This is a genomic window from Geodermatophilus sp. CPCC 205506 (assembly GCF_051383635.1).
GTDB lineage: Bacteria > Actinomycetota > Actinomycetes > Mycobacteriales > Geodermatophilaceae > Geodermatophilus.
Genome location: NZ_JALPKP010000017.1, coordinates 71,845 through 95,632 on the forward strand (window position 1 = coordinate 71,845; position 23,788 = coordinate 95,632).

Sequence of the window (23,788 nt, forward strand, 5' to 3'; positions counted from 1 at the left end):
GCGAGCCTGCGAGCGGCGGGGGGCAGAGGGGTCCTTTCTCAGCCGCCGGGGCTGCGCATCCGGCGGGGGCCGGGCTCCAGGCGGGCGGTCGGCGGGCCGACCCGCACGACGGCGCCCGCCACCACCAGCGAGCGCCCGCCGTGCCACGGGTTGGCCGGGCCGACGATCACCGGCTCCAGCGACAGCTGCAGCACCTCGGGCAGGTCGTCGGCCAGCCGGCCGACCCGGAGCAGCAGGTCCTCCAGCGCGGCGACGTCGACCGGCTCCGAGCCGCGGTAGCCGTCGAGCAGCGGCCACGCCCGCGGCGCCCGGACCAGCTCGGCCGCGTCGAGGTCGCTGAGCGGCAGCGTCCGGTACGCGCGGTCGCCGAGCAGGTCGGTGGCCACCCCGCCGAGACCGAAGCTGACCAGGGCCCCGAAGGACGGGTCGTCGACGATCTCGACGACGGTCACCACGCCCGGCGCGGCCATCTCCTGCACGATCACCGGGTCGCCGGAGGGGATGGCGGCGAAGGCGGCCCGCACCGCGTCGGCGTCGGCCAGGTCGAGCCGCACCCCGCCCAGGTCGGAGCGGTGCCGCAGCCACGGCGCGGTCGACTTCAGCACGACCGGGTAGCCGATCGCCTCGGCGGCGGCGACCGCGGCCTCGGCATCCGTGACCGTCCGGGTGCCCAGCAGCGGCACGCCGTAGGCGGCCAGCAGCGCGATCGTCTCCTCGTCGGTGAGCTGGCGGCCGCCCGGGGAGTCGGTGAGCGCGGTCAGCACGAGCTCGCGGGCCGCCCGCTCGTCGACGTCCGGCAGCTCCGGCACCTCCCCCACCGGCCGGCGCCGCCACCGCGCGTACTCGGCGACCTTCGCCAGCGCGATCACCGCCCGCTCCGGGGTGGAGTACGACGGCACCGACCCGCGCGCCGGCGTCCCGTCCTCGCCGGGCACGACGAGCTCGGCGGGGATGCCCTCGGAGGAGAGGAAGGTCGCGACCACCGGCTTCTCGGTGCCCTGGGCCACCTCGCGCAGTGCCCGGCCGAACTCCGCCGAGCCGCGGTTGATGGGCGGGAGGAACACCGCGACGACGGCGTCCACCCCGTCGTCGTCGACCGCCTCCTGCAGCGCGGCGCGGAACTGCTCGGCCGAGCCGCCGGCGCCGATGTCGGTCGGCGCCTCGCGGGCCAGCCGCAGCCCCTCCTCGAGGACGGCGTCGCTGACCAGCACCCCCATCGCCGTGGAGTTGCCGACGACGGCCACCCGGTCGCCGCCGGGCAGCGGCTGGTGGGCCAGCAGGGTGGCGACGTCGAACAGCTGCGCCAGCGTCTGCACCCGGATGACCCCGGCCGAGGCGAACAGGGCGGCCACCGACTCCTCGGGCACCGCGACCGACGTGCCGGCCAGCCCCTCGGTCATGCGCACGTGCCGGCCGCTCTTGACCGCCACGACCGGCTTGTCGCGGCCGACCCGGCGGGCCAGCCGGGCGAACTTGCGCGGGTTGCCGAAGCTCTCCAGGTGCAGCAGCACCACCTCGGTGGCCGGGTCGGTGGCCCAGAACTGCAGGAGGTCGTTGCCGCTGACGTCGGCGCGGTTGCCGGCCGAGACGAAGCTGGACAGGCCGATGTTGCGGCTGCGCGCCTGCTCCAGCAGCGCCGAGCCCAGCGCGCCGGACTGCGCGAAGAAGCCCACCCGGCCCCGGCCCGGGATGCGCGGCGCCAGGCTGGCGTTGAGCCGCAGCGCCGGATCGGTGTTGACGATGCCCAGGCAGTTGGGCCCCACCACGCGCATCCCCGACGCCCGGGCCGCCGCCACCAGCCGCCGCTCGGCCACCCTGCCCTCCGGACCGGACTCGCCGAAGCCCCCGGAGATCACCACCAGCCCGCGGACCCGCTTGCGCCGGCAGGCCTCGACCACGCCGGCGACCTCGTCGGCGGGCACGGCCAGGACGGCGAGGTCGACGTCGTCGGGGATCGCCTCGATGGACGCGTGCGCGGGCACTCCGCGGACGTGCCGGGTGCCGGGGTTGACCGGGTAGAGCGGCCCGCGGAAGCCGTAGTCCAGCAGGTGCCGGAGGACGGCGTGCCCCAGCTTCTCCTCGTCGTTGCTGGCCCCCACCACCGCGACCGAGGACGGGGTCAGCAGCCGGGCGATCGAGCGCGACTCGCTGCGCTGCTCCCGCTCGTAGCGCACCGCCAGCGCCGTCTCGGTGGGCGCGATCGGGAAGGTCAGGTGGACGACGCCCTCCTCGTAGGTGCGCTCGGGGGTGTACCCGGCGTCGAGGAAGACCCGCACCATCCGGTTGTTCTGCGCCAGCACCTCGGCGACGAACCGCTCGATCCCCCGCTCCCGGGCCGCGGCCGCCAGGTGCTCGAGCAGCACCGAGCCCAGCCCGCGGCCCTGGTGGGCGTCCTCGATGAGGAAGGCGACCTCGGCGTCGCTGGTGTCGGGGTAGCGGTCGTAGCGGCCCACGCCGATGAGCTGGTCGCCCAGGACGAGGACGAAGGCCACGCGCGAGTCGTGGTCGACGTGGGTGAAGCGGTGCAGGTCGCGGTCGGACAGCCGCTTCATCGGGCCGAAGAAGCGGTAGTAGCGGGTCTGCTCGGAGCTGCGGTCCATGATCCCGACCAGCCCCTCGGCGTCGCTCGGCCGGATCGGGCGCAGGTGCACCGTGCCGCCGTCGGCGGCGATGATGTCGGCCTCCCAGTGCGCCGGCGCGGTGGGCGCCTCCGCGGGCTCCTGCACCGGGGCGGGCGGGATCTCGGTCTGCTGCTCAGTCACGGGGGTCGTCCGGGTCGAGGCCGAAGTAGGGGAACGCCGCGTGGCGGGTGCGGGAGATCGCCCGGTCGACGCGGGACTCGGTGAACGGGTCCCAGCGCGAGAAGCCGGTGTAGCCGCCCTCGGTCATGTGCGTCGGCGGGCGGGCCCGCAGCCCCCGCCGGACGACGTCCTCCCGCCAGGACTCCGGGATCTCGGTGGCGGGGTCCAGCCGCTGTCCGCTGGCCTCGGCGATGAGGTGCGTCCACGCCCGCGGCACGCAGCGGACCAGGCCGTACCCGCCGCCGCCGAGCGCGATCCAGCGCCCGTCGCACACGTCGTGGGCCAGGTCGTGCAGCGCCTGGTAGCTGGCCCGCTGCCCGTCGATGGTGAGCGCGAGGTCGGCGAGCGGGTCCTCGTGGTGGGCGTCGCACCCGCACTGCGTCACGAGGATCTCCGGCTGGAAGGCCTTGAGCACGCTGGGGACGACGGCGTGGAAGGCGCGCAGCCAGCCGGAGTCGTCGGTGCCGTTGGGCAGGGCCAGGTTGACCGCGCTGCCCAGCGCCTTCTCCGGATCGCCGGTCTCCTCGGGGTAGCCGGTGCCCGGGAAGAGGGTGAGCGGGGTCTGGTGGACGCTGACGGTGAGCACCCGCGGGTCGTCGTAGAAGGCGGCCTGGACGCCGTCGCCGTGGTGCACGTCAATGTCGACGTAGGCGATCCGCTGGTGCCCCTGGGCGAGCAGCCAGGCGATCGCGATCGCCGCGTCGTTGAACACGCAGAAGCCGGACGCGCGGTCGCGCATGGCGTGGTGCAGGCCGCCGGAGATGTTGACCGCGTGCTGCGCCCGGCCGCTGTGCACCTGCTCGGCGGCCAGCACGCTGCCACCGGTGATCAGCGCGGCGGCGTCGTACATGCCCTCGAAGACCGGGTTGTCCGCCGTGCCCAGGCCGAACCCGATGTGGGGGTCGGAGGGGGCGCGCTTGACCGCGTCGAGGTAGGCCGGGTCGTGCACGAGGGTCAGCAGGTCGACGTCGGCCGGGGTGGGCCGCAGCACCTCCAGCCGGTCGGCCGCCAGGACGCCGAGGGAGTCGGCCAGCCGCATCGTGAGGTCCAGCCGGACCGGGTGCAGGGGGTGGTCCCCGCCCATCGTGTAGCCGAGCAGCGCGTCGTCCCAGACGACCGCGACCGAGTCGCTCACCGGCTCTCCTCGCTCTCCCTCCGAGCGGGGGTGCCCCTGCTCGCGGCGCGGGTGGGCCCTGCCTGCGGCCGCGGGGCCGCTCCCGGGGCGACGCTACCGCCGGGAGCCGGGTCCCGGCTCCCGGTGGCCGCTCCGGTGACCCGGCGCACGCCCCGACTCCCCGTACCATCTGGGGCGACACGGAGGAGACCTGTGAACGACCTCATCGACACCACCGAGATGTACCTCCGGACGATCTTCGAGCTGGAGGAGGAGGGGATCGTCCCCCTCCGCGCCCGGATCGCCGAGCGGCTGCACCAGAGCGGTCCCACGGTCAGCCAGACGGTCGCCCGCATGGAGCGTGACGGGCTGCTGACGGTCGAGGGGGACCGGCACCTGCAGCTGTCCGACCAGGGCCGGCAGCTGGCCACGGCGGTCATGCGCAAGCACCGGCTGGCCGAGTGCCTGCTCGTGGACGTCATCGGTCTGGACTACGCCGACGTCCACGAGGAGGCGTGCCGCTGGGAGCACGTCATGAGCGAGGCCGTGGAGCGCAAGCTGCTCAACCTGCTGGGCAACCCGACCGTCTCGCCGTTCGGCAACCCCATTCCGGGGCTGGACGCCCTCGGCGGGGAGACCTCCGCGGTGCTGGACTCGCTGACCCTGCTCTCCACCACCGCGACCGCCGAGGGCCGGCGGGTGGAGATCAAGCGGATCAGCGAGCAGCTGCAGGAGGACGCCGACCTGATGCGCGCCCTCGCCGACCAGGGGCTGCGGCCCGGCGCCACGGTGATGGCCCAGCTGGCCGCCGGCTCGGTCAGCCTGGACGGCCAGGTGCTGCCGGCGGGCGTGGCCCAGCACGTGTTCGTCAGCGCCCTGGACGAGGAGCTCACGCCCGTCGAGGCGGCCCCCCGCCTCTGACAGAGGACCCCTTGCCCCCGCCTCTCGCACGCTCGCGGCGGGTCCCCGCACGGGGGCCACCGGGTGCCGTGGGCGGTCGCTACGGTGACCAGGGTGAGCGAGCCGTCCGACGAGTCCACGCCGGCCCCGGAGTCGACGTCCCCCTTCGACGACCTGCGGGCCTTCGTCGCCCTCCCGCGGGTGGCCGGGCTGGCGCTGTCCCTCGACGGCTCCCGGCTGGCCGTCTCCGTGCAGACGCTCGACGCCGAGGGCACGAAGTGGCAATCGGCCCTGTGGGAGGTCGACCCCGCGGGGCAGCAGCCGGCCCGGCGGCTCACCCGCAGCGCGCCCGGGGAGTCCGCGCCGGTGTGGGCGCCCGACGGCTCGCTGCTGTTCACCTCCGCGCGGCCCGACCCCGGCGCCAGGGGTGGGTCGGGTCCCGGCGACGGAGCCGAGGACCCGAAGCCGGCGCTGTGGAGCCTGCCCGCCGGAGGTGGTGAGGCCCGGCCGGTGCTGACCCATCCCGGCGGGGTCGGCGGGGTGGCCGTCGCCGCCGACACCGGCGACGTGGTCGTGGTCGCCTCCGCGATGCCCGGGGTGGCGGACGCCGAGGCCGACGCCGCGCGGCGCAAGCAGCGCAAGGAGGCCGGGGTCAGCGCGATCCTGCACGAGGCATACCCGGTGCGGTACTGGGACCACGACCTCGGCCCCGCCGCGCCGCACCTGTTCTGGGCCGGGCGGCTGCCCGCCGAGCCGGCCGCCGGCGCGGAACCCGAGCCGGTGGCGCTCCGCGACCTCACTCCCGACGCGCGGCCGCCCAAGGGCGCCGGCGAGTCGGTCGCCCTCTCCCCCGACGGGCGGGTGCTGGCCCGCATCGAGACCGTGCCCGACGGACCCGCCGGGGAGCGCGACCGCCTGGTGCTCGTGGAGACCGCGAGTGGCACCGCCCGCGTGCTGGTCGACGACCCCCTCGCCGACGTCCACTCGCCGCGCTTCTCCCCCGACGGCAGCGCCCTGGTCTGCGTCCGCGAGACCCTGCCGACCTTCGAGGAGCCGCCGGACTTCACGCTGCTGCACGTCGACGTCGCCGGCGGCGCCGCTCACGACCTCACCGCCGGCTTCGACCGCTGGCCCAGCGCCCCGCAGTTCAGCGCCGACGGGACCGCGGTCTACTTCCTCGCCGACGACGACGGCCGGCACGCGCTGTTCCGGGTCCCGGTGGACGGCGGGGCGCCCGTGCGGCTGACCACGGATGGCGCCTACAGCGACCTTCAGGTGGCCCGCGACGGCAGCGCCCTGTACGCGCTGCGCTCGGCCTACGACGAGCCGCCGGCGCCGGTGCGGCTGGACCCGGAGGCGACCGGCCAGCACCCCGAGCCGCTGCCCAACCCCGGCACCCTGGGGGGCCTCCCGGGCACGCTGCACGAGGTCGAGGCCACCGCCGCCGACGGCAGCCGGGTGCAGTCGTGGCTGGTGCTGCCCGAGGGCGCGTCGGCGCAGTCCCCGGTGCCGCTGCTGCTGTGGATCCACGGTGGTCCGCTCATGAGCTGGAACTCCTGGTCCTGGCGGTGGTGCCCCTGGCTGATGGCCGCCCGTGGCTACGCCGTCCTGCTGCCCAACCCGGCGCTCTCGCAGGGGTTCGGCCAGGACTTCGTCCGCCGCGGCTGGGGCGAGTGGGGCGAGGCGCCCTACACCGACCTCATGGCCGCCGTCGACGCCGCCGAGCAGCGCCCGGAGGTCGACGCCTCCCGCACCGCGGCGATGGGCGGCTCGTTCGGCGGCTACATGGCCAACTGGGTGGCCACCCAGACCGACCGGTTCCGGGCGATCGTGACCCACGCCAGCCTGTGGCACGTGGACTCGTTCATCGGCACGACGGACGCCGCGTACTACTGGGAGAAGGAGTGGGGCGACCCGCTCCAGCAGCCCAAGCGGTACGAGCAGAACTCGCCGCACCGCTTCGCGGACGCGATCCGGACCCCGGTGCTGGTCATCCACGGCGACCGTGACTACCGCGTGCCGATCGGTGAGGCGCTGCGGCTCTGGTACGACCTGCAGAAGCGGGGCGTGCCGTCGAAGTTCCTCTACTTCCCCGACGAGAACCACTGGGTGCTCACGCCGGGGAACGCCCAGGTCTGGTACGAGACCGTCCTGGCCTTCCTGGCCGAGCACGTCCTCGGCGACGAGTGGCAGCGGCCCGAGCTGCTCTGACGGCGGGCCGGCGCGGGGCGGCGCCGGCCGCGGGTCACTCCCCGGCGGGGAGCACGTCCTCCACGCCGACGTCGCCCTCGATGATCCCGTCCTGCCGGCCGAGCTCGAGCAGGCGGCTGACGGAGTCCCGGTTGATGTCGGTCTGGAAGTCCGGCAGCGTCAGCTGCGCGGCCACCTCCGGGGGGATGCTCGTGTACTCGCCGAGGATCTCCCGGACCGCGTCGGGGTTGTCCTGGGCGTACGCGTGGGCCGCGCGCATCGCGTCGGCGAAGCGGCGCACCACGTCGGGGTTCTCCGCCGCGTACTGGTCGGAGGTGAAGTAACCCGCCACCGTGAGATCCGGGTCGATCTCGGAGAACGGCGCCGCCACCGACCGCAGCCCCTGGGCGAGCCCGAGGCTGGCGAACGGCTCCACCAGGAAGGCGGCGTCCACCGAGCCCGTGGACACCGCGGCGGCCATGTCGGGGAACGGGATCTCGACGAACTCGATCGTGCTGGGGTCCCCGCCGGCCAGCCGGACGCTCTCCCGGACCACCGTGTCACTGACGTTGTTGATCGAGTTGATGGCGACCCGGCGGCCGGCCAGGTCCGCCGCCGTCCGCACCGGTCCGCCGTCCGGGACCTCGATCAGGGCGTAGTCGGCCTCCGGATCCCCCGTCGGCCCGGCCGCGGACGCCACCAGGCCCAACGGCACGCCCCGGGACTCGGCCTGGAGCAGGCTGGTCACGTTGGAGAACCCGAACTGCGCCTCGCCGTTGACGACGGCCGGGACGATGGCCGCCCCGCCCTGGGCCAGGAACGCCTCCACCTCGAGGCCGTGCTCGGCGAAGATGCCCTCCCGCTGGGCCAGGTAGACGGGGGCGACGTCGACGAGCGGGATGACTCCCAGCCGGACCGCGGTGGTCTCGGCCGTGGGGGCCGCCCCCACGGCGCCGGTGTCGGTCACCTCGGCGACCCCGCACCCCGCCGCCAGGGTCGTGCCGGCGACGACGAGAGTCAGGAGCGAGCGGCGCACGGGTACCTCCGCGGGTCGATCGGGACCCATCCGGTGGGCCCCGCTGCGGCCGGTGACGCTAGGGACGCCGCGTCCCGCCGAGAACCCGCAGACCGCGCTTCCGCCCGATCGTGTCGCCGCTCTCACCCGTGTGTGCAGCCCGACGCCACGGACCGTGCGCGGTCCACCCCCGGTGAGCGGTCCGGCCTCGCGCCCGCGCAGAGCCGTGCCGGCGATCACCCCGCGGCCCAGACCGCGTGCGGGTCGTCGGCCGCCGCCGCGACCATCGCCCGCAGCTCGCTCGGCGGCAGACAGGCGGCCAGGCCCTGCGCCAGCAGCTGGGCGAACGTGTACGTGGGCAGGCTCGCGAGGGCCCGCTCGAGCGCGACGTTGGCCATCGCGCCGTCCCCGCGCAGCCAGGCGCTGACCGCCAGCAGGGTCGCCGGAGCCGCGTCCAGCGGAGACGGCGCCCGGCGGGTGCACTCGGTCCAGAGGACCTCGGCCGCCGCGGCGTCGTCCCCCAGCGCGAAGGTGAGCGCGCGGTCGCGCACCCGGATGTCGGCCACCGCCCACAGCACGCGGGCGACGTCCCGGTCCTCCAGGCGGCCGGAACCCGCGGCCCCCGGCCGGCAGCGGCCCAGCGCCCGCACGACGGTGTCCCACGAGCGGCGCGCCTCGGCGTCCGGGTCGGCCAGCCGCGCCCGCGCGTGGCGGTCCCCGACCCGCCACGCCACGGCCTCCATCGCCGCCTGCTCGGGACCGTCCACCGGGGCGATGCGCGCCGTGAGGGCGGCGCGGTCCGGGACGACGACCACGCCGGCGGCCACCGACGCGGCCTCCAGCGGGGTGACGCCCCCGGGCAGCGCGGTGCCCCCGCCCGGGGCGCAGCAGGGCTCCGGGCAGTCGTAGGACCACCACCTCCCCCGGCGGACGAGCAGCGTCTCGCGGACCGGGATGCCCAGATCGGCCAGCGCGACCACCAGCTCGTGCACGACCCCGCGGTGCGGCAGCGTCGTTCCGCGGTCCTCGCCCGGGGGCCGGACCGGGTCGTCCCGCTCGTCGGCGGCCTCGGAGACCACCGCGAGCACCGCGGCGGCCGGCCGGTCGGTGGCCAGGCTGCGGGCCAGCAGCGCGGCCACCGCCGGGGCGTGCGCGCGCTCGGGCAGGTCCGCGCGGACGGTCAGCCCGAGCCGGCCGCCGCTGGGGCCGCCGAGCCCGACCAGCAGGACCGACTCGTCCGGGTGGAAACCGATGAGCTGCGGCAGCGCGGCCGCGATGTCGCCGGGGTCGGAGAGGAACACCTCGGGGCGGGTGGGGTCGTCCATGCGCCGACCCTCGCGGCCGAGGGCGCCGCCGGGGTGCGAGCGGAGCGATCTGTGGACCGCGGCCGGGCCTGTGGAGGGACCCGGCCGGGATGTCTCAGCCCAGTGCCTCGGCCTGCACCCGGTACGCCTCGGCCAGCCGGCGGTCGAACGTCGCCTCGTCGAGCGCGGCGCCGTGCAGCCCGGCGGTGGCCAGGGCGAGCACCCGGTCGCCGTCCTGCACCAGCGCGACGAGCGCCTCGGCCGTTCCCGGGCGACCGTCGGGCAGGGTCGCCTCGACGGTGACCGGCACGCGGAGTGCGGCGTCCCCGAGGTCGGGTGCCGACACGTCGCCGACGGTGACGGTCGCGGCGCCGCGCTCCGGGACGGTCACCGACGCGCGGTCGCAGTCCTCGAGTGCTCCGCCGACGGTCGCCACCGCCTCCTCGGCCGCGGGCCCGCTGACCAGCCCCTGCACCGTGGCCTGCGCGCCCTCGAGCACCGCCTGCCCGGCGGCGTCGTCGACCCCCGCGGCGGCCGCCGCCTGCAGCGAGGTCAGCAGGTCCGCGCACCCGCCCAGGTCCAGCTGCAGCCCGGCCGGGAGCCCGCCCATCGGCAGCTCGCGCGAGCCCAGCAGCTCCTCGGTCAGGGGGATCACCGTGGCACCGGGCGCGAACGCCGACGCGGGCAGCAGGCCCGTGGCCAGGTCGGCGGCCGGGGCCGTCGTCACGGCGGCCGACTCCGTCGACGCGGCCTCCTGGATGCCGGCGTCCTGCCCGCAGCCGGCCAGCACGCCCCCGACGACGAGCACCGCGCTGACGACGGCGACCCGGCGGCCACGACGGCCCTCCTGCGGGGGCCAGCCGCGAGCTCGCGAGTGGCGGGGGGCCGGAGGGTCCGTCCTCATGCCGCCGACGGTAGCCGCGGGCGGCGGCCGGTGCAGCGGCCTCAGACCTCGTACTGCGCGGCGGTGCGCGCGGCGAGGAAGGGGGCGACGTGCTCGGCGATCACCTGCAGGTGGGCGGGGTGCTCGGCGTAGCGCCGCCACGCCTCGACGTCGGGGAAGTCGGCGACCAGCGCCGTGTGCGCGTTGCCCTCGCGGAGCCCGGCGTCGGGGCCGACGGCGAAGGCGGTCATCCCGCCGACCTCCTCGGGGAGCCGGCGGAGCGCGGCGACGGTGGCCGCCCGGCGCTCGTCGTCGGCGTCGTCGGACCAGGTGAAGAGCACGACGTGGCGCAGCATGCCCGCCACCCTGGCAGGCGGGCGCCGGACGCACGACACGAGCCCGTCACCAGCGGTAGTTAGAGTCGCCGACCATGGGACGGTCGTTGCGCGTTGCACTGCTGTCCTACCGGAGCAAGCCGCACAGCGGAGGCCAGGGGGTCTACGTCCGCGCGCTGTCCCGGGAGCTGGCCGCCCTCGGCCACGACGTGCAGGTCTTCAGCGGTCAGCCCTATCCCGAGCTGGACGACGGCGTGCCGCTCACCCGGGTCCCGAGCCTCGACCTCTACCGCGAACCGGACCCCTTCCGCATCCCGCGGCCGTCGGAGTTCCGCGACTGGGTGGACCTCGCCGAGTGGGCCACGATGTGCACCGCGGGCTTTCCCGAGCCGGCCACGTTCAGCCTCCGGGCGGCGCGGCTGCTGCTGCCCCGCGCCGGCGACTTCGACGTCGTGCACGACAACCAGAGCCTGGGCTGGGGGCTGCTGCGGCTGGTCCGGGCCGGGGTGCCCACGGTCGCCACCGTCCACCACCCGGTCGCCATCGACCGCGACCTGGAACTGGCCGCCGCGCCGTCCCGGCGCCGCCGGCTCACCCTGCGCCGCTGGTACGGCTTCACCCGCATGCAGGCCGCCGTCGCGCCGCGGCTGGACGGCATCACCACGGTGTCGGAGAACTCTCGCCGCGACATCGAGACCCACCTGGGTGTTCCCGGAGCCGCGATCAGCGTCGTCCCGGTGGGCATCGACCCCGACGTCTTCACCCCGCCCCCGCCGGACCGCCCTCGCGACCCCACCTCGATCGTCGTCGTCACCAGCGCCGACGTCCCGCTCAAGGGCCTGGTGCACCTGCTGGAGGCAGTGGCCAAGCTGCGCACCGAGCGGCCGGTGCGGCTGACCGTCGTCGGCACCGCACGGCCGGGCGGCCCCGCCGAGGCGGCGCTGGACCGGCTGGCGCTCGGCGACGCCGTCCGCTTCACCGGGCCGCTGCCCGAGGCCGACCTGGTCCGGCTGCTGCAGGAGGCCGCCGTGGTCGCGATCCCCTCTCTCTACGAGGGCTTCTCGCTGCCCGCCGTCGAGGCGATGGCCTGCGGCACGGCGCTGGTGACCACCGACGCCGGGGCGCTGCCCGAGGTGGTGGGCAGCAGGGCCGGCCTGCGGGTGCGGGCCGGCGACGTCGGCGAGCTCACCGCCGCGCTGGCGCTGGTCCTCGACTCGCCGTCGCTGGCCGAGCAGCTGGGCCGCGCGGGGCGGCGCCGGGTGCTGGCCTCCTACACCTGGCGGTCCACCGCCGAACGGACGGCGGACTGGTACGCCGAGGTGCTGGAACGGACGGGCCGGACGTGACGACGACGGGCGAGGAGGCGTCGTGCTGACCGTCGACTACGACCTGCTCGACCTGCGGCCGGGGATGACCGTGCTGGATCTCGGCTGCGGCGAGGGCCGGCACGCGTTCGAGGCCCTGCGCCGCGGCGCGCGCGTGGTGGCGATCGACCACGGCGCGCACGAGGTCGAGACGACCCGGCACTGGCTGACCGCCATCGCCGAGGCCGGCGAGGCACCGACGGGCGCCGCCGCCGAGGTGGTCCGCGGCGACCTGCTGGCGCTCCCGGTCCCCGACGCCAGCGTGGACCGGGTGATCGCCAGCGAGGTGCTCGAGCACATCCCCGACGACGCGACCGCCCTCGCCGAGATCGCGCGGGTGCTCAAGCCCGGCGGCCGGGTGGCGGTCACCGTCCCGCGGTACGGGCCCGAGCGGGTCTGCTGGGCGCTGTCGGACGCCTACCACGCCAACGAGGGCGGGCACGTGCGCATCTACCGCGGCGACGTGCTGCGCACCCGGCTCGCCGCGGCGGGGCTGGAGCCCGGCGGGCAGCACCACGCGCACTCGCTGCACGCGCCGTTCTGGTGGCTCAAGTGCGCCGTCGGCGTCGAGCGCGACCCCCTCGCCGTCCGGGCGTACCACCGGCTGCTCGTGTGGGACCTCGTGGCGCGGCCGTGGCTGACCCGCACCGCCGAGCGGCTGCTCGACCCGGTGCTCGGCAAGAGCCTCGTGGTCTACGCCGACAAGCCCGCCGTCCCCGGGCGGCCGGCGGCCCGCTCCTGGTCGCTCGACGGCCCACGACGGGAGCGGACCGCTGTCTGAACTGCCGGAGCTGCCCGGGGTGCTCGGCGCGGAGCAGCTGCGCGCGACGGTGGCCGCCATCGCCGCCGAGCAGCACGCCGACGGCGCGCTCCCCTGGTTCCGGGGCGGCCCCCTCGACCCCTGGGACGCGATCGAGGCCGCCATGGCCCTCGACGTCGGCGGCGCGCACGACCGCGCCCGCGCCACCTACCGCTGGCTGGCCGGGCGGCAGCGGCCCGACGGCTCCTGGGCGGCGGAGTACCGGGCCGGCGCCGAGACCGCGTCCGCGGCGGAGAGCAACCACGCCGGCTACCTGGCCGTCGGGCTGTGGCACCACTGGCTGAGCACCGGCGCCGAGGAGCCGGTGGCCGGGTTGTGGCCGGCGGTCCGCCGGGGCCTGGACCTGGTCACCCGCATGCAGCTGCCCGGCGGTGCGGTGAGCTGGGCGCTGCGCCCCGACGGCAGCCCCGACGACACCGCCCTGCTGACCGGCAACGCCAGCCTCTTCCAGGCGCTGCGCTGCGGCGTCGCGCTGGCCGGCCTCACCGGGGAGCCGCAACCGGACTGGGAGCTGGCCGTCGCCGACCTGGGCGCCGCGCTGCGCGGCCGGCCCGAGGCGTTCGCCGACCGCTCCCGCTACTCGATGGACTGGTACTACCCGGTGCTCGGCGGCGCGCTCACCGGCGCCGCGGCCCGCGACCGGCTGGCCGCCGGCTGGGACCGGTTCGTCGTCCCGGGACTCGGAGCGCGGTGCGTCGCCGACCGCCCGTGGGTCACCGGCGCCGAGACCTGCGAGCTCGCGCTCGCCCTCGCCGCCGCCGGGCAGCCGGACGCCGCCCTGGAACAGGTCGCCGCGATGCAGCACCTGCGGCACGACGACGGCTCCTACTGGACCGGGTACGTCTACCCCGACGACGCCCGGTGGCCGGTCGAGCGGACCACCTGGACGGCGGCCGCGGTCGTGCTGGCCGCCGACGCGCTCTCGGGCGCCTCCCCCGCCGCCGGCCTGTTCACCGATCCGGGGGCGCTGCCACCGGCCGGCACCGAGAGTTCACCGGACCCCGCCGATTGGGTCCCGGGCGGTGCGGGCACGCTGCCCCCGTGACCTCGACCGGCGCCGCAGCCCGAACCGGACCCCCCGTCACCGTCGTGGTGGCCAGCCGCAACCGCCGGGAGGACCTGCTCGCCTCCCTGCCCCGGCACGAGGCGCCGGTCGTCCTGGTCGACAACGGCTCCACCGACGGCACGGTGGACGCCGTCCGGGCCGCGCACCCCGCGGTGACCGTGCTCCCGCTGCAGCACAACCTCGGCGCCCGCGCCCGGACCCTGGGCGCCGAGCACGCGGGCTCCGAGTTCGTGGCGTTCGCCGACGACGACTCCTGGTGGGCGCCCGGCGACCTGGCGCGCGCGGTGGAGGTCATGCGGGCGCACCCGCGGCTGGCGCTGCTCAACGCCCGCATCCTGGTCGGCCCCGAGGAGCGGCTCGACCCGGTCTGCGCGGAGATGGCCGACAGCCCGCTGGGCACCGCGCCCGACCTCCCCGGCCCGTCGCTGCTCGGCTTCGTCGCCTGCGCCGCGCTGGTGCGCACCGAGGCGTTCGCGGCCGTGGGCGGCTTCGACGCCGTCGTCCGGTTCCCGGGCGAGGAGGAGCGGGTGGCCCTCGACCTCGCCGCGGCCGGCTGGGGGCTGGCCTACGTCGACGGGGTGACCATCCACCACCACCCGTCGCCGCGGCGCGACGCCCCGGCCCGGCGGCAGGCCGCGGTCTGGCGCAGCCGGGTCCTCACCGCGCTGATGCGCCACCCGCTGCCGACCCTCCCCCGGTTGCTCGTCTCCGCCGTGCGCGCCGGCCGGCCGGGGATGCGGGGACTGCTGCGCGCCGTCCCCGACGTGCCGGCCGCGCTCCGGGCGCGGCGGCGGCTGCCCGAGCGGGTGTGGGCCGGCGTGCGGCTGCTGGCCGGGCACTCGGCATGACGGCGACCCAGGCGGCCCCGTCGGCGACGCAGGGCCGACACGACGCGCGGGTCGCCGTCGTCGTCATCACCCACCAGCGCCGGGAAGAGGTGCTGCTGGCGCTGTCCCGGCTGCGGGCGCTGCCGGAGCAGCCGCACGTCGTCGTCGTCGACAACGGCTCGACCGACGGGACGGCCGCGGCGGTCGCCGAGCGCTTCCCCGAGGTGGAGTTGGTCGCCAGCCCGGAGAACCTCGGCGCGGTCGGCCGCAACGTCGGCGTCGCCCGGGTGGCCACCCCCTACGTGGCGTTCTGCGACGACGACACGTGGTGGGACCCGGGCTCGCTGCGCACCGCCGCCGACGTCCTCGACGCGCATCCGCGGCTGGCCGTCGTCACCGCGCGGATCCTCGTCGAGCCCGGCGGACGCGAGGACCCGATCGTGCCCGAGCTGCGCGACTCGCCGGTCCGCGGCGCCGACTGGCTGCCCGGGCCGGCGCTCGGCTCGTTCCTGGCCGGGGCGTCGGTGCTGCGCCGCGAGGCCTTCACCGCGGTGGGCGGCTTCTGCGAGCGGCTGTGGCTGGGCGGGGAGGAGGAGCTGATGGCCGGCGACCTGGCCGCCGCCGGGTGGGAGCTGTGCTACCTGCCCGCGCTGACCGTGCACCACCAGGCCAGCTCCGCCCGCGACCCCCACAAGCGCCGCCGCGACGGCATCCGCAACACGCTGTGGACGACGTGGCTGCGCCGGCCCGTGCGGCCGGCTCTGCGGCGCACCGCGCACCTGCTGCGCACCGTCCCGCGCGACCGGCTCAGCGCGCTCGGGGTGCTCGACGCGCTGCGCGGGGCGCCGTGGGTGCTGCGCGAGCGCCGGGTGCTGCCGCCGCACGCGGAGGCCCGCTTCGCCGCGCTGGAGCACGCCCAGCGGACCTCGACCGCCCGCAAGTACGTGAGCTGAGCCCGAGGAATAGGAAGCAATGCCCACGTCGGGGGCGCCGATGCGCGGGTATTGCTTCCTATGCCTCGACGGTCAGACCGCGCAGTCGATGCAGGTGCGCGCGGCCGGACGGGCGGCCAGCCGCTCGGCGGCGATCGGCCGGCCGCAGGCCTCGCAGATTCCGTAGTCGCCGGATGCGCGCCGGGCCAGGGCGGCCTCGACGTCGGCCAGCCGGCGCCGCGCCGCGGCCAGCAGCGCGGCCACCTGCTGCCGCTCGAAGGCGATCGTGGCGCCCTCCGGGTCGTGCTCGTCGTCGGCGTTCGACGACCGCGAGGCCGCCACCACCGCGTCGAACTCCCCGGTCAGCGCCGCGATCTGGGCGAGGACGGCGGCCCGCTCGGCCACCAGGGGGTCCTCACCCACGGCGCAGCAGCCGCAGCGAGCCGGTGCCCGGCAGCTCGTCGAACTCCCCCGACTCCAGCACCCGCCGGTACACCCCGTAGGGCGCCTGGCCGCCGTCGGCGGGGTCCGGGAAGACGTCGTGGATCGCCAGGGTGCCGCCGAGCGCCAGCTTGGCCACCCACGCGTCCTGGTCCCGGCGGGCGGACTCCTCGGTGTGGCTGCCGTCGAGGAACAGCAGCGCCAGCGGGGTGGACCACAGCGGGGCGAGGATCTCGGAGCGGGCGACGACGGCGATCACGACGTCCTCGGCGCCGGCGTCGGCGATCGTCCGGCGGAACCGCGGCAGGGTGTCGATCAGCCCGACGGCGGGGTCGACCAGCGACGGGTCGTGGTACTCCCAGCCGGGCTGGTGCTCTTCCGAGCCCCGGTGGTGGTCGACGGTGACGACCTGCCGGCCGGTCTCACGGGCCGCCGCCGCCAGGTACAGCGCCGACTTGCCCATCCAGCTGCCGATCTCCAGCAGCGGTCCGGGCACGCCGACGGAGCGGGCCGCCTCGTAGAGCGCCGTCCCCTCGTCGTCGGGCATGAAGCCGGGCGCGGCGCGGGCGGCGGTGAGCAGGTCGGCGGTCACCTCCCCAGCGTGGCTCACCGGGCGAACCGGGCGCGCAGGGCGGTCATCCGCCGGTCGGTGGCCGCGCCGGCCGCGGTGCCGGCGACCTTGGCGAAGAACGCGCCGGCCGCCGTCGTCACCGGGACGGCGAGCACCAGCCCGATCGAGCCGACCAGCGTGCGGATCACCTCCTCGGCCATCGCCGAGCTGGTGAGGACGACGTCCCACGGCTGGGCGTAGACCTCGAAGAGCATCAGCAGCGGTAGCGAGGCGCCGGCGTAGGCGAAGACGATCGTGTACACGGTCGAGGCGATGTGGTCCCGGCCGACGGCCATCCCCCGGCTGTGGAGCTGCTGCCACGTCATGTCGGGATCGACCTCGTGCAGCTGCCAGATCGCCGAGGCCTGGGTGATCGTCACGTCGTTGAGCACGCCGAGGCCGGCGACGACCACCCCGGCGAGCACCAGCCCGGAGAAGTCGAGCGCCGGGTCGTACCCCAGCAGCGTGGTGGTCTCCTCGCTGGTCAGCCCGGTCAACCGCGCCGTGGCCACCCCCACCGCCCCGAGGACGGCGACCAGCGCCAGCCCGAAGAGGGTGCCGACCAGCGCCGTCGTCGTCCGCGCGGAGAAGCCGTGTGCCAGGTAGAGGACGACGAACATGATCGCCGCCGAGCCGACCAGGCTGACCAGCGTGGGCGAGGCGTCGCCGAGCAGGCCGGGCAGCAGGAACTGCAGCATGATGAAGAACGCGAACGCCAGCCCGACGAGGGCGGCCAGGCCGCGCAGCCGGGCCACCGCCACGGTGACGACGGCGAAGGCGACGGTCAGGGCGACGATCGGCACGTCCCGGTCGTAGTCGTAGAAGGCGTACTGGCCGGCGCCCTCCGCCCCGGCGTCGCGGGTGAGCACGAGGACGTCGCCCTCGGCGATGCCGGCGGCGTAGACCTCCGCCGGGACCTCGAGCTGCTGGAACTCCCCCGCGCCGACGCCGTCGAGCACCTCGACGACGACGACGGCGCAGGTCAGCTGCTGCGCGGGCTGCTGCTCCGCGCCGGGGAGCGAGCAGTCGAACGGCTCCACCGTCGACACCCGCCCCTCGGGATAGGTCGTCCCGGGCGGGAGGACCAGCACGGCGGCCTGCTCGGCGCGGGTGGGCTCGCCGTCGGGCCAGAGCACCACCAGCCCGACGATCGTGGCCAGGCCGACCGGCACGAGCAGCAGCAGCATCAGCCAGACCGCCCGCCGCCTCCGGGTCAGGACCTCCGGGGTCGGCGGCGGCGCGTCCGGGTCGGGACCGTGGCTGTGGGTGTGGCTGGGCGGCACCCGGTAAGGCTAGGAGTTCGGCTCCCGGGCCTCGCCCGGCCACTCCGGTGCGCCGGCTCCGCCCGCGCTCAGCGCGCCTCCTCGACGGCGAACCGCAGCCAGAGCCCGCTGAGCTGCAGGGGCCGCGCGACGGTGGACGGCGGGTCGACCAGCACCAGGTCGACACCGCGCGGCTGGCCCAGCTTCTGCAGCTGCACCAGCACGGCCATGCCGGCGGAGTTGAGGTAGGTGACCCCGCGGGTGTCCAGGCGGACCCGGCGCAGGTCGGTGCGGGCGAGCAGCAGGTCGGTCATCGTCCGGACCAGCGGCCGCCGCGCCTCCTCCGTCAGCTCTCCGCGGACGGTCACCGTGGCGACGTCGCCGTCCTGTGCCGTGGTGACCTCCGGTTCCCCCGCGCTGCGGTGGGCGTGCTGCGGTTCCCCCTGCGCTCGGGGGGCTGTCGTCTCGTCCACGCACCCCCGGTAGCCGCTCGGGGCCCGGTTCACACGGCCGGACGGGGCACCCGCACCGGCGTTCCTCCAGGCGGCGGCTCCCCGCCGGGGAGGCGGTAGGCGCGGACGGCGTTGCCGGAGCCGATGGCGGCGGCGATCCGCAACGCGTCGTCCGCCGTCCAGTCGTCGTCGGCGACCCCGTCGGCGAGCAGCCGGCCCAGTGCCCGCCGGAACAGCGTGCTGGCGAGCAGGTACAGCTCGCCGAGGGCGCACGCGTCGGTCGAGAAGAGCACCTTGCCGAACGGCGCCAGCTCCAGCAGCTCGGCCAGCACCGCGCCCGCCCGCCGCCCGACGTTGTGCGTGGCCAGCCCGACGTCGACGAACACGTGCGGGAACACCTGCGCGAGGTAGCCGGCCCGGCGGTGGAACGGGTAGTTGTGCAGCAGCATCACCGGCACGCCGGTCGGCCGGGTGGCCCGGAGCAGGCCGGTGAGCAGCAGGGGGTCGCTGCGGTGCAGGTCGATGTCGGCGTCGCCGTACCCGACGTGGACCTGCACCGGCCGGCCGAGGTCGACCCCGCACCAGACGAGGAAGCGGTGCAGCACCGGATCGGCCACCCGCGGGCCGGCCCCGGCGTCGACGGCGCGCAGTGCGGCCCCGGCCGCTGCGGCGACCTCGCCGGGGGTCGGCCGCGCGCCGTCGAGGTCGAGGCCTCCCCGGTACGCGGCGACGGTCTTCACCGCGACGGCGCCGGCGGCCCGCTCGCTGAGCCGCGCGCGGACGGCGTCGCCGAACCCCGCGGCGGAGCAGCCGGCGCCCAGCACCTCCTCGGCCACCGTCTCCAGGCGGACCACCTCGCCGGCCGTTGCACCCGCGAGCGCGGCCAGCTCCGCCGGAGTGGTGAGGGGCTCGGGCAGGTAGCCGGTGTCGACGAGGAAGGTGGCGATGCCGGTGGCCGCCACCATGCGGCGGTCGACCTCCGCCCGTCCGAGCTCGGCCCGGCGGGCCAGGTACGCATCGACGGGGACGTGCGGCTCGAGGTCGAGCACCGGGGCGCACCAGCGGCGGAGGGCCAGCCCGATCTGCGAGTCGAACAGCGAACCACCGAGCGGACCGGAGCCGTCCGCCTCGGTGAGGAGGTCCTCGACGCCGGCGCGGTCGAGCTCCCGGGTGACCAGCCCGTGGCAGTGGTGGTCGACCAGCGGGAGGGCCGCCACCTCCGCCGCGATCCCGGAGGGGCCGGCCGAGAACACGGGCATGCGGAGCTCCTCGTCGCGGGGACCGTTGCGCACGTCGGGCGGCAGGAGTGTGCTCCCGCCCACGGCGGCGCGGGAGGGCCCGGGCCGTGCGCCCAGCAGACACCCCGTCCGTCGACGGGGCGGGACGGGAGGAACCCCGTGGAGCAGGAGGAGCGGGACCGGCGGCGGGAGCAGGGCGGACGGCTGGCGAGCCGGCTGCGCGGTGCCGGCGTCGTGGGCGTCGTGCTGCCGTGGGTCGACACCAGCGGGGTGACCCGGGGAAAGGCGGTCCCGGTCGACCGGCTGCCGGACGCGGCGGCCTGGGGCGTCGGGATGAGCCCGGTGTTCGACGCCTTCCTGTTCGACGACTCCATCATCGCCGGGCGCTTCGCCGGCAGTGCCGTCGGGGACCTCCGGCTGCACCCGGACCTGGACCGGCTGACCGTCCTCGCCGCGCAGCCCGGCTGGGCGTGGGCGCCGGCCGACCGGTACGACCTGGACGGCGAGCCGCACGTGCAGGACTCCCGGCTGCTGCTGCGCCGGACGGTCGACGCGCTGGCGAGCGAGGGGCTCGCCGTGCGGGCCGCCTTCGAGGTGGAGTGGGTACTCGGGCTGGCCGACCTGCCGGCGGGCAGCGAGCCGGGGGCCTTCGTCCCGGCGTTCTCCGGCCCGGCCTACGGGATGGCCCGGCACGTCGAGGTCTCCGACTACGCCCGCGACCTGCTCACCGCCCTCGCCGATCAGGGGATCGCTGTCGAGCAGTTCCACCCCGAGTACGCCGCCGCGCAACTCGAGGTGAGCGTCGCGGCGGAGGACCCGGTCGCGGCCGCCGACACGACCGTCCTTGTCCGGCACACGATCAAGGCGGTGAGCGCCCGCCACCACGTCCGGGCCTCCTTCTCCCCCAAGGTGCTGGCCGGCAGCGTCGGCAACGGCGGCCACGTGCACCTGTCCGTGTGGCGCGACGGCGCGAACCTCATGACCGGCGGCGACCGCGCCTGCGGTCTGACCTCCGGCGGCGAGGCGTTCGTCGCCGGGCTGCTGCAGCACCTGCCCGGTCTGCTGGCGGTCGGCGCCCCGACCATCGCCTCCTACCTGCGGCTGGTCCCCTCGCACTGGGCGGGCGCGTTCGCCGTCTGGGGCCCGGAGAACCGGGAGGCCGCCCTCCGGCTCGTCCCCGGCCCGCGGGGCCACCGGGAGGCCGCGGCGAACGTGGAGGTCAAGTGCATCGACGCGGCGGCCAACCCGTACCTGCTGCTCACCGGGCTGCTGGCCGCCGGCCGTGCCGGGGTGGCGTCCCGGGCGACGCTGCCCGCCCCGGTCGACGTCGACCCGGGCACCCTCTCCGACGAGCAGCGGCGGGCGGCGGGCATCCGCGCGGTCCCGTCGTCCCTGGAGGAGGCGCTGCGCGCCTTCGAGGCGGACGACGTGCTGAGGGCGGCGTTCGGCGAGGAGGTGGCGGCCACGATCGCCGACGTCCGGCGCGGGGAGGTCGCGGCGCTGGCGGGGCGGTCACCGGAGGAGGTGACCGCCGCCCTGCGGTGGGTGCACTGACCGGGAAGAAATCAGTGGAAGTTGGATGTTTACACCGGTGCGCACCCGAGGTAATCTCCAGTTGCCACTAGAGGTTCCACCTCGGGCAGCGAACACGACAGCACCGCACACGGAGGTTGCACACAGATGATGCTGACCGCCTACGACCCGTTCGCCGCCACGTCCGCCGCCTTCCGCGCGCTGGACCAGCTCACCGGCCGCCCGGGCTCCATGACCGCCCGACCGCTGTCGGGGATGCCGATGGACGCCTACCGGGTCGGCGACAACTTCGTCGCCCACTTCGACCTGCCCGGCGTCGACCCCGGCTCGATCGACCTGTCGGTCGAGGGCACCACGCTGACGGTCACGGCCGAGCGCTCGGTCCCGCAGATCGAGAACGCGGAGTGGAGCATCGCCGAGCGGCCCTACGGCAGCTACACCCGGCAACTGGTCCTCGGCCGCAGCCTGGACACCGACCGGCTGGAGGCGCACTACCACGACGGGGTCCTCACCCTGAGCATCCCGGTCGCGGAGAAGGCGCGGGCCCGCAAGATCACGGTGACCCGGGCCGACACGCCGGTCGCCGTCGAGGGCCGGACCATCGAGGGCGAGTCCGCGGGCGCCTCGACGGAGCAACGGTCCGTCGAGAGCTGATCGGCACACCCACCGCAGAGGCCGGGTCCGTACGGACCCGGCCTCTGCGCATCAGTACACCGGAGGCACCGCCGTGGCCGACAGCTCCCGGGACGGCGACGCGCTGCGCCGGCTCGACGACCCGGACTACCCGGCGCTGACGATGAGCCAGGCCGCCGACCTGCTCGGCGTGCAGGCGGCGTTCCTCCGCAGCCTCGACTCCTCCGGGGTCCTCCAGCCGCACCGCTCCCCCGGCGGCCACCGCCGCTACTCCCGGCACCAGCTGACCCTCGCCGCGCGGCTGCGCGGCCTGCTCGACGACGGGCACACCCTGGCCTCGGCGGAGGTCATCCTCTACCTGCAGGACGAGCTGGCCGACGCGCGGGCCGACAGCGAGCGGCTCCAGGAGATCGTCGACCGGCTGCGCGCCAGGCCCCCGGACGGGTGACCCGGGTCTCCTCGACGCTTCTACCCTGGGGGGGTATGGTTCCTGGCACGAGCTCCCGAGCCGCCAGGAGGACCGACGTGGAGAGCGACCCGCACCCGGGCCCGCACGGCTACATCCACCGCAAGGACGACTACCTCAAGCGGCTGCGCCGCATCGAGGGCCAGGCCCGCGGGCTGCAGCGGATGGTCGAGGACGAGAAGTACTGCATCGACATCCTCACCCAGGTCTCCGCGATGACGAAGGCACTGCAGTCGGTGGCGCTCGGCCTGCTCGAGGAGCACATGTCGCACTGCGTCGTCCAGGCGGCCCAGGCCGGTGGCCGGGAGGCCGACGAGAAGGTCCGCGAGGCCTCGGAGGCCATTGCCCGCCTGGTGCGCTCGTGACCACCCACCCCGAGAGGACCCCCCGATGAGCACCGCCACCTACACCGTCGTCGGCATGACCTGCGGGCACTGCGTCACCGCCGTCACCGAGGAGGTGCAGGCGCTGCCCGGCGTCACCTCGGTGGACGTCGACCTGACCACCGGCGGCCTGACCGTCACCAGCACCGAGCCCGTCGACGACGGCGCCGTGCGCGCGGCGGTCGAGGAGGCCGGCTACGAGGTGGCCGGCGGCTGACCGGCGGGCCGGCCGGACCGCGCCTGCCCTCCGCCCGCCGCCGACCCTGGGGAGGACCCCCATGAACACCCCGCTGAAGCTCGGTGTGGTCGCGCTCGGCCTGGGCGCGGTCTTCGCCGCCGCCGTGGGCGTCGGCCTCGTCGTCGGACCGGTCGACGGCCCCGGGTCCCCCGCCGCGGCCACGCCCGCCGCCGCACCCGCGCCCCCGTCCGGCGCCGCCGACGGCGGGCTGGCCGTCACCGGGTCCGGGTACGTCCTGGAACCCCTCGAGGACCGGCTGCCGGCCGGCACGGCGTCCCTGGCCTTCCGTGTGCTGGGGCCCGACGGCGCTCCGGTGGCCGACTACGACGTCGAGCACGTGGAGGACCTGCACCTCGTCGCGGCCCGCCGCGACCTCACCGGCTACCAGCGCCTGCACCCCGAGCTCGGCCCGGACGGGACGTGGCGGGTGCCGCTGGAGCTGACGCCGGGCAGCTGGCGGGTGGTCGCCGACTTCACCCCGAGCGCCCTCGGCCGGAACCTGACCCTGGGCACCGACCTGCAGGTGGCCGGCGGCTACGACCCTCAGCCGCTGCCGGAGCCCGCCGCGGTCGCCGAGGTCGACGGTTACTCGGTCGCCCTGACCGGGGGGCTCGCGGCCGGGCAGGAGTCGGAGCTGACCTTCAGCGTCAGCCGCGACGGCCGGCCGGTCACCGACCTGCAGCCCTACCTCGGCGCCTACGGCATCCTGGTGGCGCTGCGGACGGGCGACCTCGCCTACCTGCACCCGCACCCGGCCGAGCCGCCGGCGGGCACCGCCCCCACCGCCGGACCGCACAAGACCTACGTCGCGCCGGCGGCGTCCCCGGGGACCTACCGGCTGTTCCTGGACTTCCGGCACGACGACGCCGTCCACACCGCCGCCTTCACCGTCCGCGTCGACCCCGGCGGCGTCGGCCCCGACGGCGACGCGACCGCCCCCGACGCGCCGGCCGGCCACGGTCACGGCGACTGAGGAGACCC

General features: G+C 76.2%; 24 protein-coding genes. 13 read left to right on the forward strand and 11 right to left on the reverse strand.

The window, feature by feature from the left end:
• Positions 1-38: 38 nt before the first annotated feature.
• Positions 39-2,762: a bifunctional acetate--CoA ligase family protein/GNAT family N-acetyltransferase gene (locus tag MY520_RS11870; RefSeq protein ID WP_436692305.1), complete on the reverse strand. Its 2,724-nt coding sequence runs from the start codon at positions 2,760-2,762 to the stop codon at positions 39-41.
• A complete protein-coding gene (locus MY520_RS11875) occupies positions 2,755-3,936 on the reverse strand; it encodes an acetoin utilization protein AcuC (protein WP_436692306.1) in 1,182 nt (393 codons plus the stop codon). Before MY520_RS11875 ends, MY520_RS11870 begins: the two co-directional genes overlap by 8 nt.
• Before the next feature lie 192 nt (positions 3,937-4,128).
• On the opposite strand from MY520_RS11875, the gene MY520_RS11880 reads away from it, so the two are divergent.
• Both MY520_RS11880 and MY520_RS11885 read left to right on the forward strand, forming a co-directional pair.
• The gene (locus MY520_RS11880; RefSeq protein WP_436692307.1) at positions 4,129-4,836 is read left to right on the forward strand and encodes a metal-dependent transcriptional regulator; all 708 of its coding nucleotides are present in this window, start codon (positions 4,129-4,131) and stop codon (positions 4,834-4,836) included.
• A gap of 93 nt (positions 4,837-4,929) precedes the next feature.
• Positions 4,930-7,026, forward strand: a complete 2,097-nt coding sequence (locus MY520_RS11885; protein ID WP_436692308.1) for a S9 family peptidase — start codon at positions 4,930-4,932, stop codon at positions 7,024-7,026.
• 34 nt (positions 7,027-7,060) lie between these two features.
• On the opposite strand, the gene MY520_RS11890 is transcribed toward MY520_RS11885, so the two are convergent.
• The 4 genes from MY520_RS11890 to MY520_RS11905 all read right to left on the reverse strand — a co-directional run bounded on the left by MY520_RS11890 (position 7,061) and on the right by MY520_RS11905 (position 10,563).
• Entirely contained in the window at positions 7,061-8,041 is a 981-nt protein-coding gene (locus tag MY520_RS11890) for an ABC transporter substrate-binding protein (RefSeq protein WP_436692309.1), read from the reverse strand.
• Between the two features lie 215 nt (positions 8,042-8,256).
• Complete coding sequence (locus MY520_RS11895; protein ID WP_436692310.1) at positions 8,257-9,345, reverse strand: DUF4192 domain-containing protein; 1,089 nt, start codon at positions 9,343-9,345, stop codon at positions 8,257-8,259.
• Between the two features lie 94 nt (positions 9,346-9,439).
• On the reverse strand, positions 9,440-10,228 hold the full coding sequence (locus MY520_RS11900) for a hypothetical protein (protein ID WP_436692311.1): 789 nt from the start codon (positions 10,226-10,228) through the stop codon (positions 9,440-9,442).
• Positions 10,229-10,269: 41 nt separating this feature from the next.
• Entirely contained in the window at positions 10,270-10,563 is a 294-nt protein-coding gene (locus tag MY520_RS11905; protein WP_436692312.1) for a Dabb family protein, read from the reverse strand.
• A 74-nt stretch (positions 10,564-10,637) separates the two neighbouring features.
• Between MY520_RS11905 and MY520_RS11910 the strand changes: the two genes are divergently transcribed.
• Genes MY520_RS11910 through MY520_RS11930 form a run of 5 tightly spaced genes read left to right on the forward strand, consistent with a single transcriptional unit; the run spans position 10,638 to position 15,572 of the window.
• Complete coding sequence (locus MY520_RS11910) at positions 10,638-11,888, forward strand: glycosyltransferase family 4 protein (protein ID WP_436692313.1); 1,251 nt, start codon at positions 10,638-10,640, stop codon at positions 11,886-11,888.
• A gap of 22 nt (positions 11,889-11,910) precedes the next feature.
• Entirely contained in the window at positions 11,911-12,687 is a 777-nt protein-coding gene (locus tag MY520_RS11915; RefSeq protein WP_436692314.1) for a class I SAM-dependent methyltransferase, read from the forward strand.
• A 19-nt stretch (positions 12,688-12,706) separates the two neighbouring features.
• Entirely contained in the window at positions 12,707-13,771 is a 1,065-nt protein-coding gene (locus MY520_RS11920; protein WP_436692315.1) for a prenyltransferase, read from the forward strand.
• Positions 13,768-14,640 (forward strand): glycosyltransferase family 2 protein, encoded by an 873-nt coding sequence (locus tag MY520_RS11925; RefSeq protein WP_436692316.1) that lies wholly within the window; start codon positions 13,768-13,770, stop codon positions 14,638-14,640. The genes MY520_RS11920 and MY520_RS11925 overlap by 4 nt, the downstream gene beginning before the upstream one ends.
• Complete coding sequence (locus tag MY520_RS11930; RefSeq protein ID WP_436692317.1) at positions 14,637-15,572, forward strand: glycosyltransferase family 2 protein; 936 nt, start codon at positions 14,637-14,639, stop codon at positions 15,570-15,572. Before MY520_RS11925 ends, MY520_RS11930 begins: the two co-directional genes overlap by 4 nt.
• Positions 15,573-15,644: 72 nt before the next feature.
• Here MY520_RS11930 and MY520_RS11935 read toward each other — a convergent pair whose 3' ends face one another.
• From MY520_RS11935 to MY520_RS11955, 5 genes are all read right to left on the reverse strand, one after another.
• Positions 15,645-15,974, reverse strand: coding sequence for a TraR/DksA family transcriptional regulator (locus tag MY520_RS11935; protein ID WP_436692318.1), 330 nt, complete (start codon positions 15,972-15,974; stop codon positions 15,645-15,647).
• Positions 15,967-16,584 (reverse strand): class I SAM-dependent methyltransferase, encoded by a 618-nt coding sequence (locus MY520_RS11940; protein ID WP_436692319.1) that lies wholly within the window; start codon positions 16,582-16,584, stop codon positions 15,967-15,969. The genes MY520_RS11935 and MY520_RS11940 overlap by 8 nt, the downstream gene beginning before the upstream one ends.
• A gap of 14 nt (positions 16,585-16,598) precedes the next feature.
• Positions 16,599-17,885, reverse strand: coding sequence for a YibE/F family protein (locus MY520_RS11945; protein WP_436692320.1), 1,287 nt, complete (start codon positions 17,883-17,885; stop codon positions 16,599-16,601).
• A gap of 68 nt (positions 17,886-17,953) precedes the next feature.
• A complete protein-coding gene (locus tag MY520_RS11950; protein WP_436692321.1) occupies positions 17,954-18,337 on the reverse strand; it encodes an STAS domain-containing protein in 384 nt (127 codons plus the stop codon).
• 29 nt (positions 18,338-18,366) lie between these two features.
• Positions 18,367-19,575: an amidohydrolase family protein gene (locus tag MY520_RS11955; protein ID WP_436692322.1), complete on the reverse strand. Its 1,209-nt coding sequence runs from the start codon at positions 19,573-19,575 to the stop codon at positions 18,367-18,369.
• A gap of 138 nt (positions 19,576-19,713) precedes the next feature.
• Here MY520_RS11955 and MY520_RS11960 point away from each other — a divergent pair, with 138 nt between their 5' ends.
• From MY520_RS11960 to MY520_RS11985, 6 genes are all read left to right on the forward strand, one after another.
• The gene (locus MY520_RS11960; protein ID WP_436692323.1) at positions 19,714-21,108 is read left to right on the forward strand and encodes a glutamine synthetase family protein; all 1,395 of its coding nucleotides are present in this window, start codon (positions 19,714-19,716) and stop codon (positions 21,106-21,108) included.
• 126 nt (positions 21,109-21,234) lie between these two features.
• A complete protein-coding gene (locus MY520_RS11965) occupies positions 21,235-21,741 on the forward strand; it encodes an Hsp20/alpha crystallin family protein (protein WP_436692324.1) in 507 nt (168 codons plus the stop codon).
• A gap of 73 nt (positions 21,742-21,814) precedes the next feature.
• Positions 21,815-22,168 carry a helix-turn-helix domain-containing protein gene (locus MY520_RS11970; protein ID WP_436692325.1) on the forward strand — a complete coding sequence of 118 codons (354 nt, stop codon included), beginning with the start codon at positions 21,815-21,817 and terminating at the stop codon, positions 22,166-22,168.
• A 77-nt stretch (positions 22,169-22,245) separates the two neighbouring features.
• Positions 22,246-22,551 (forward strand): metal-sensitive transcriptional regulator, encoded by a 306-nt coding sequence (locus tag MY520_RS11975; RefSeq protein ID WP_436692326.1) that lies wholly within the window; start codon positions 22,246-22,248, stop codon positions 22,549-22,551.
• Between the two features lie 25 nt (positions 22,552-22,576).
• Positions 22,577-22,786 carry a heavy-metal-associated domain-containing protein gene (locus tag MY520_RS11980; RefSeq protein ID WP_436692327.1) on the forward strand — a complete coding sequence of 70 codons (210 nt, stop codon included), beginning with the start codon at positions 22,577-22,579 and terminating at the stop codon, positions 22,784-22,786.
• Positions 22,787-22,847: 61 nt separating this feature from the next.
• A complete protein-coding gene (locus MY520_RS11985; RefSeq protein WP_436692328.1) occupies positions 22,848-23,780 on the forward strand; it encodes a hypothetical protein in 933 nt (310 codons plus the stop codon).
• The last annotated feature ends 8 nt before the right edge of the window (positions 23,781-23,788 follow it).

Coding starts and splice junctions, on each gene's coding strand:
- MY520_RS11895 (WP_436692310.1), bottom strand. CDS start 9,345: ATGGACGACCCCACCCGCCCCGAGGTGTTCCTCTCCGACCCCGGCGAC.
- MY520_RS11900 (WP_436692311.1), bottom strand. CDS start 10,228: ATGAGGACGGACCCTCCGGCCCCCCGCCACTCGCGAGCTCGCGGCTGG.
- MY520_RS11905 (WP_436692312.1), bottom strand. CDS start 10,563: ATGCTGCGCCACGTCGTGCTCTTCACCTGGTCCGACGACGCCGACGAC.
- MY520_RS11910 (WP_436692313.1), top strand. CDS start 10,638: ATGGGACGGTCGTTGCGCGTTGCACTGCTGTCCTACCGGAGCAAGCCG.
- MY520_RS11930 (WP_436692317.1), top strand. CDS start 14,637: ATGACGGCGACCCAGGCGGCCCCGTCGGCGACGCAGGGCCGACACGAC.
- MY520_RS11955 (WP_436692322.1), bottom strand. CDS start 19,575: ATGCCCGTGTTCTCGGCCGGCCCCTCCGGGATCGCGGCGGAGGTGGCG.
- MY520_RS11965 (WP_436692324.1), top strand. CDS start 21,235: ATGATGCTGACCGCCTACGACCCGTTCGCCGCCACGTCCGCCGCCTTC.
- MY520_RS11980 (WP_436692327.1), top strand. CDS start 22,577: ATGAGCACCGCCACCTACACCGTCGTCGGCATGACCTGCGGGCACTGC.
- MY520_RS11985 (WP_436692328.1), top strand. CDS start 22,848: ATGAACACCCCGCTGAAGCTCGGTGTGGTCGCGCTCGGCCTGGGCGCG.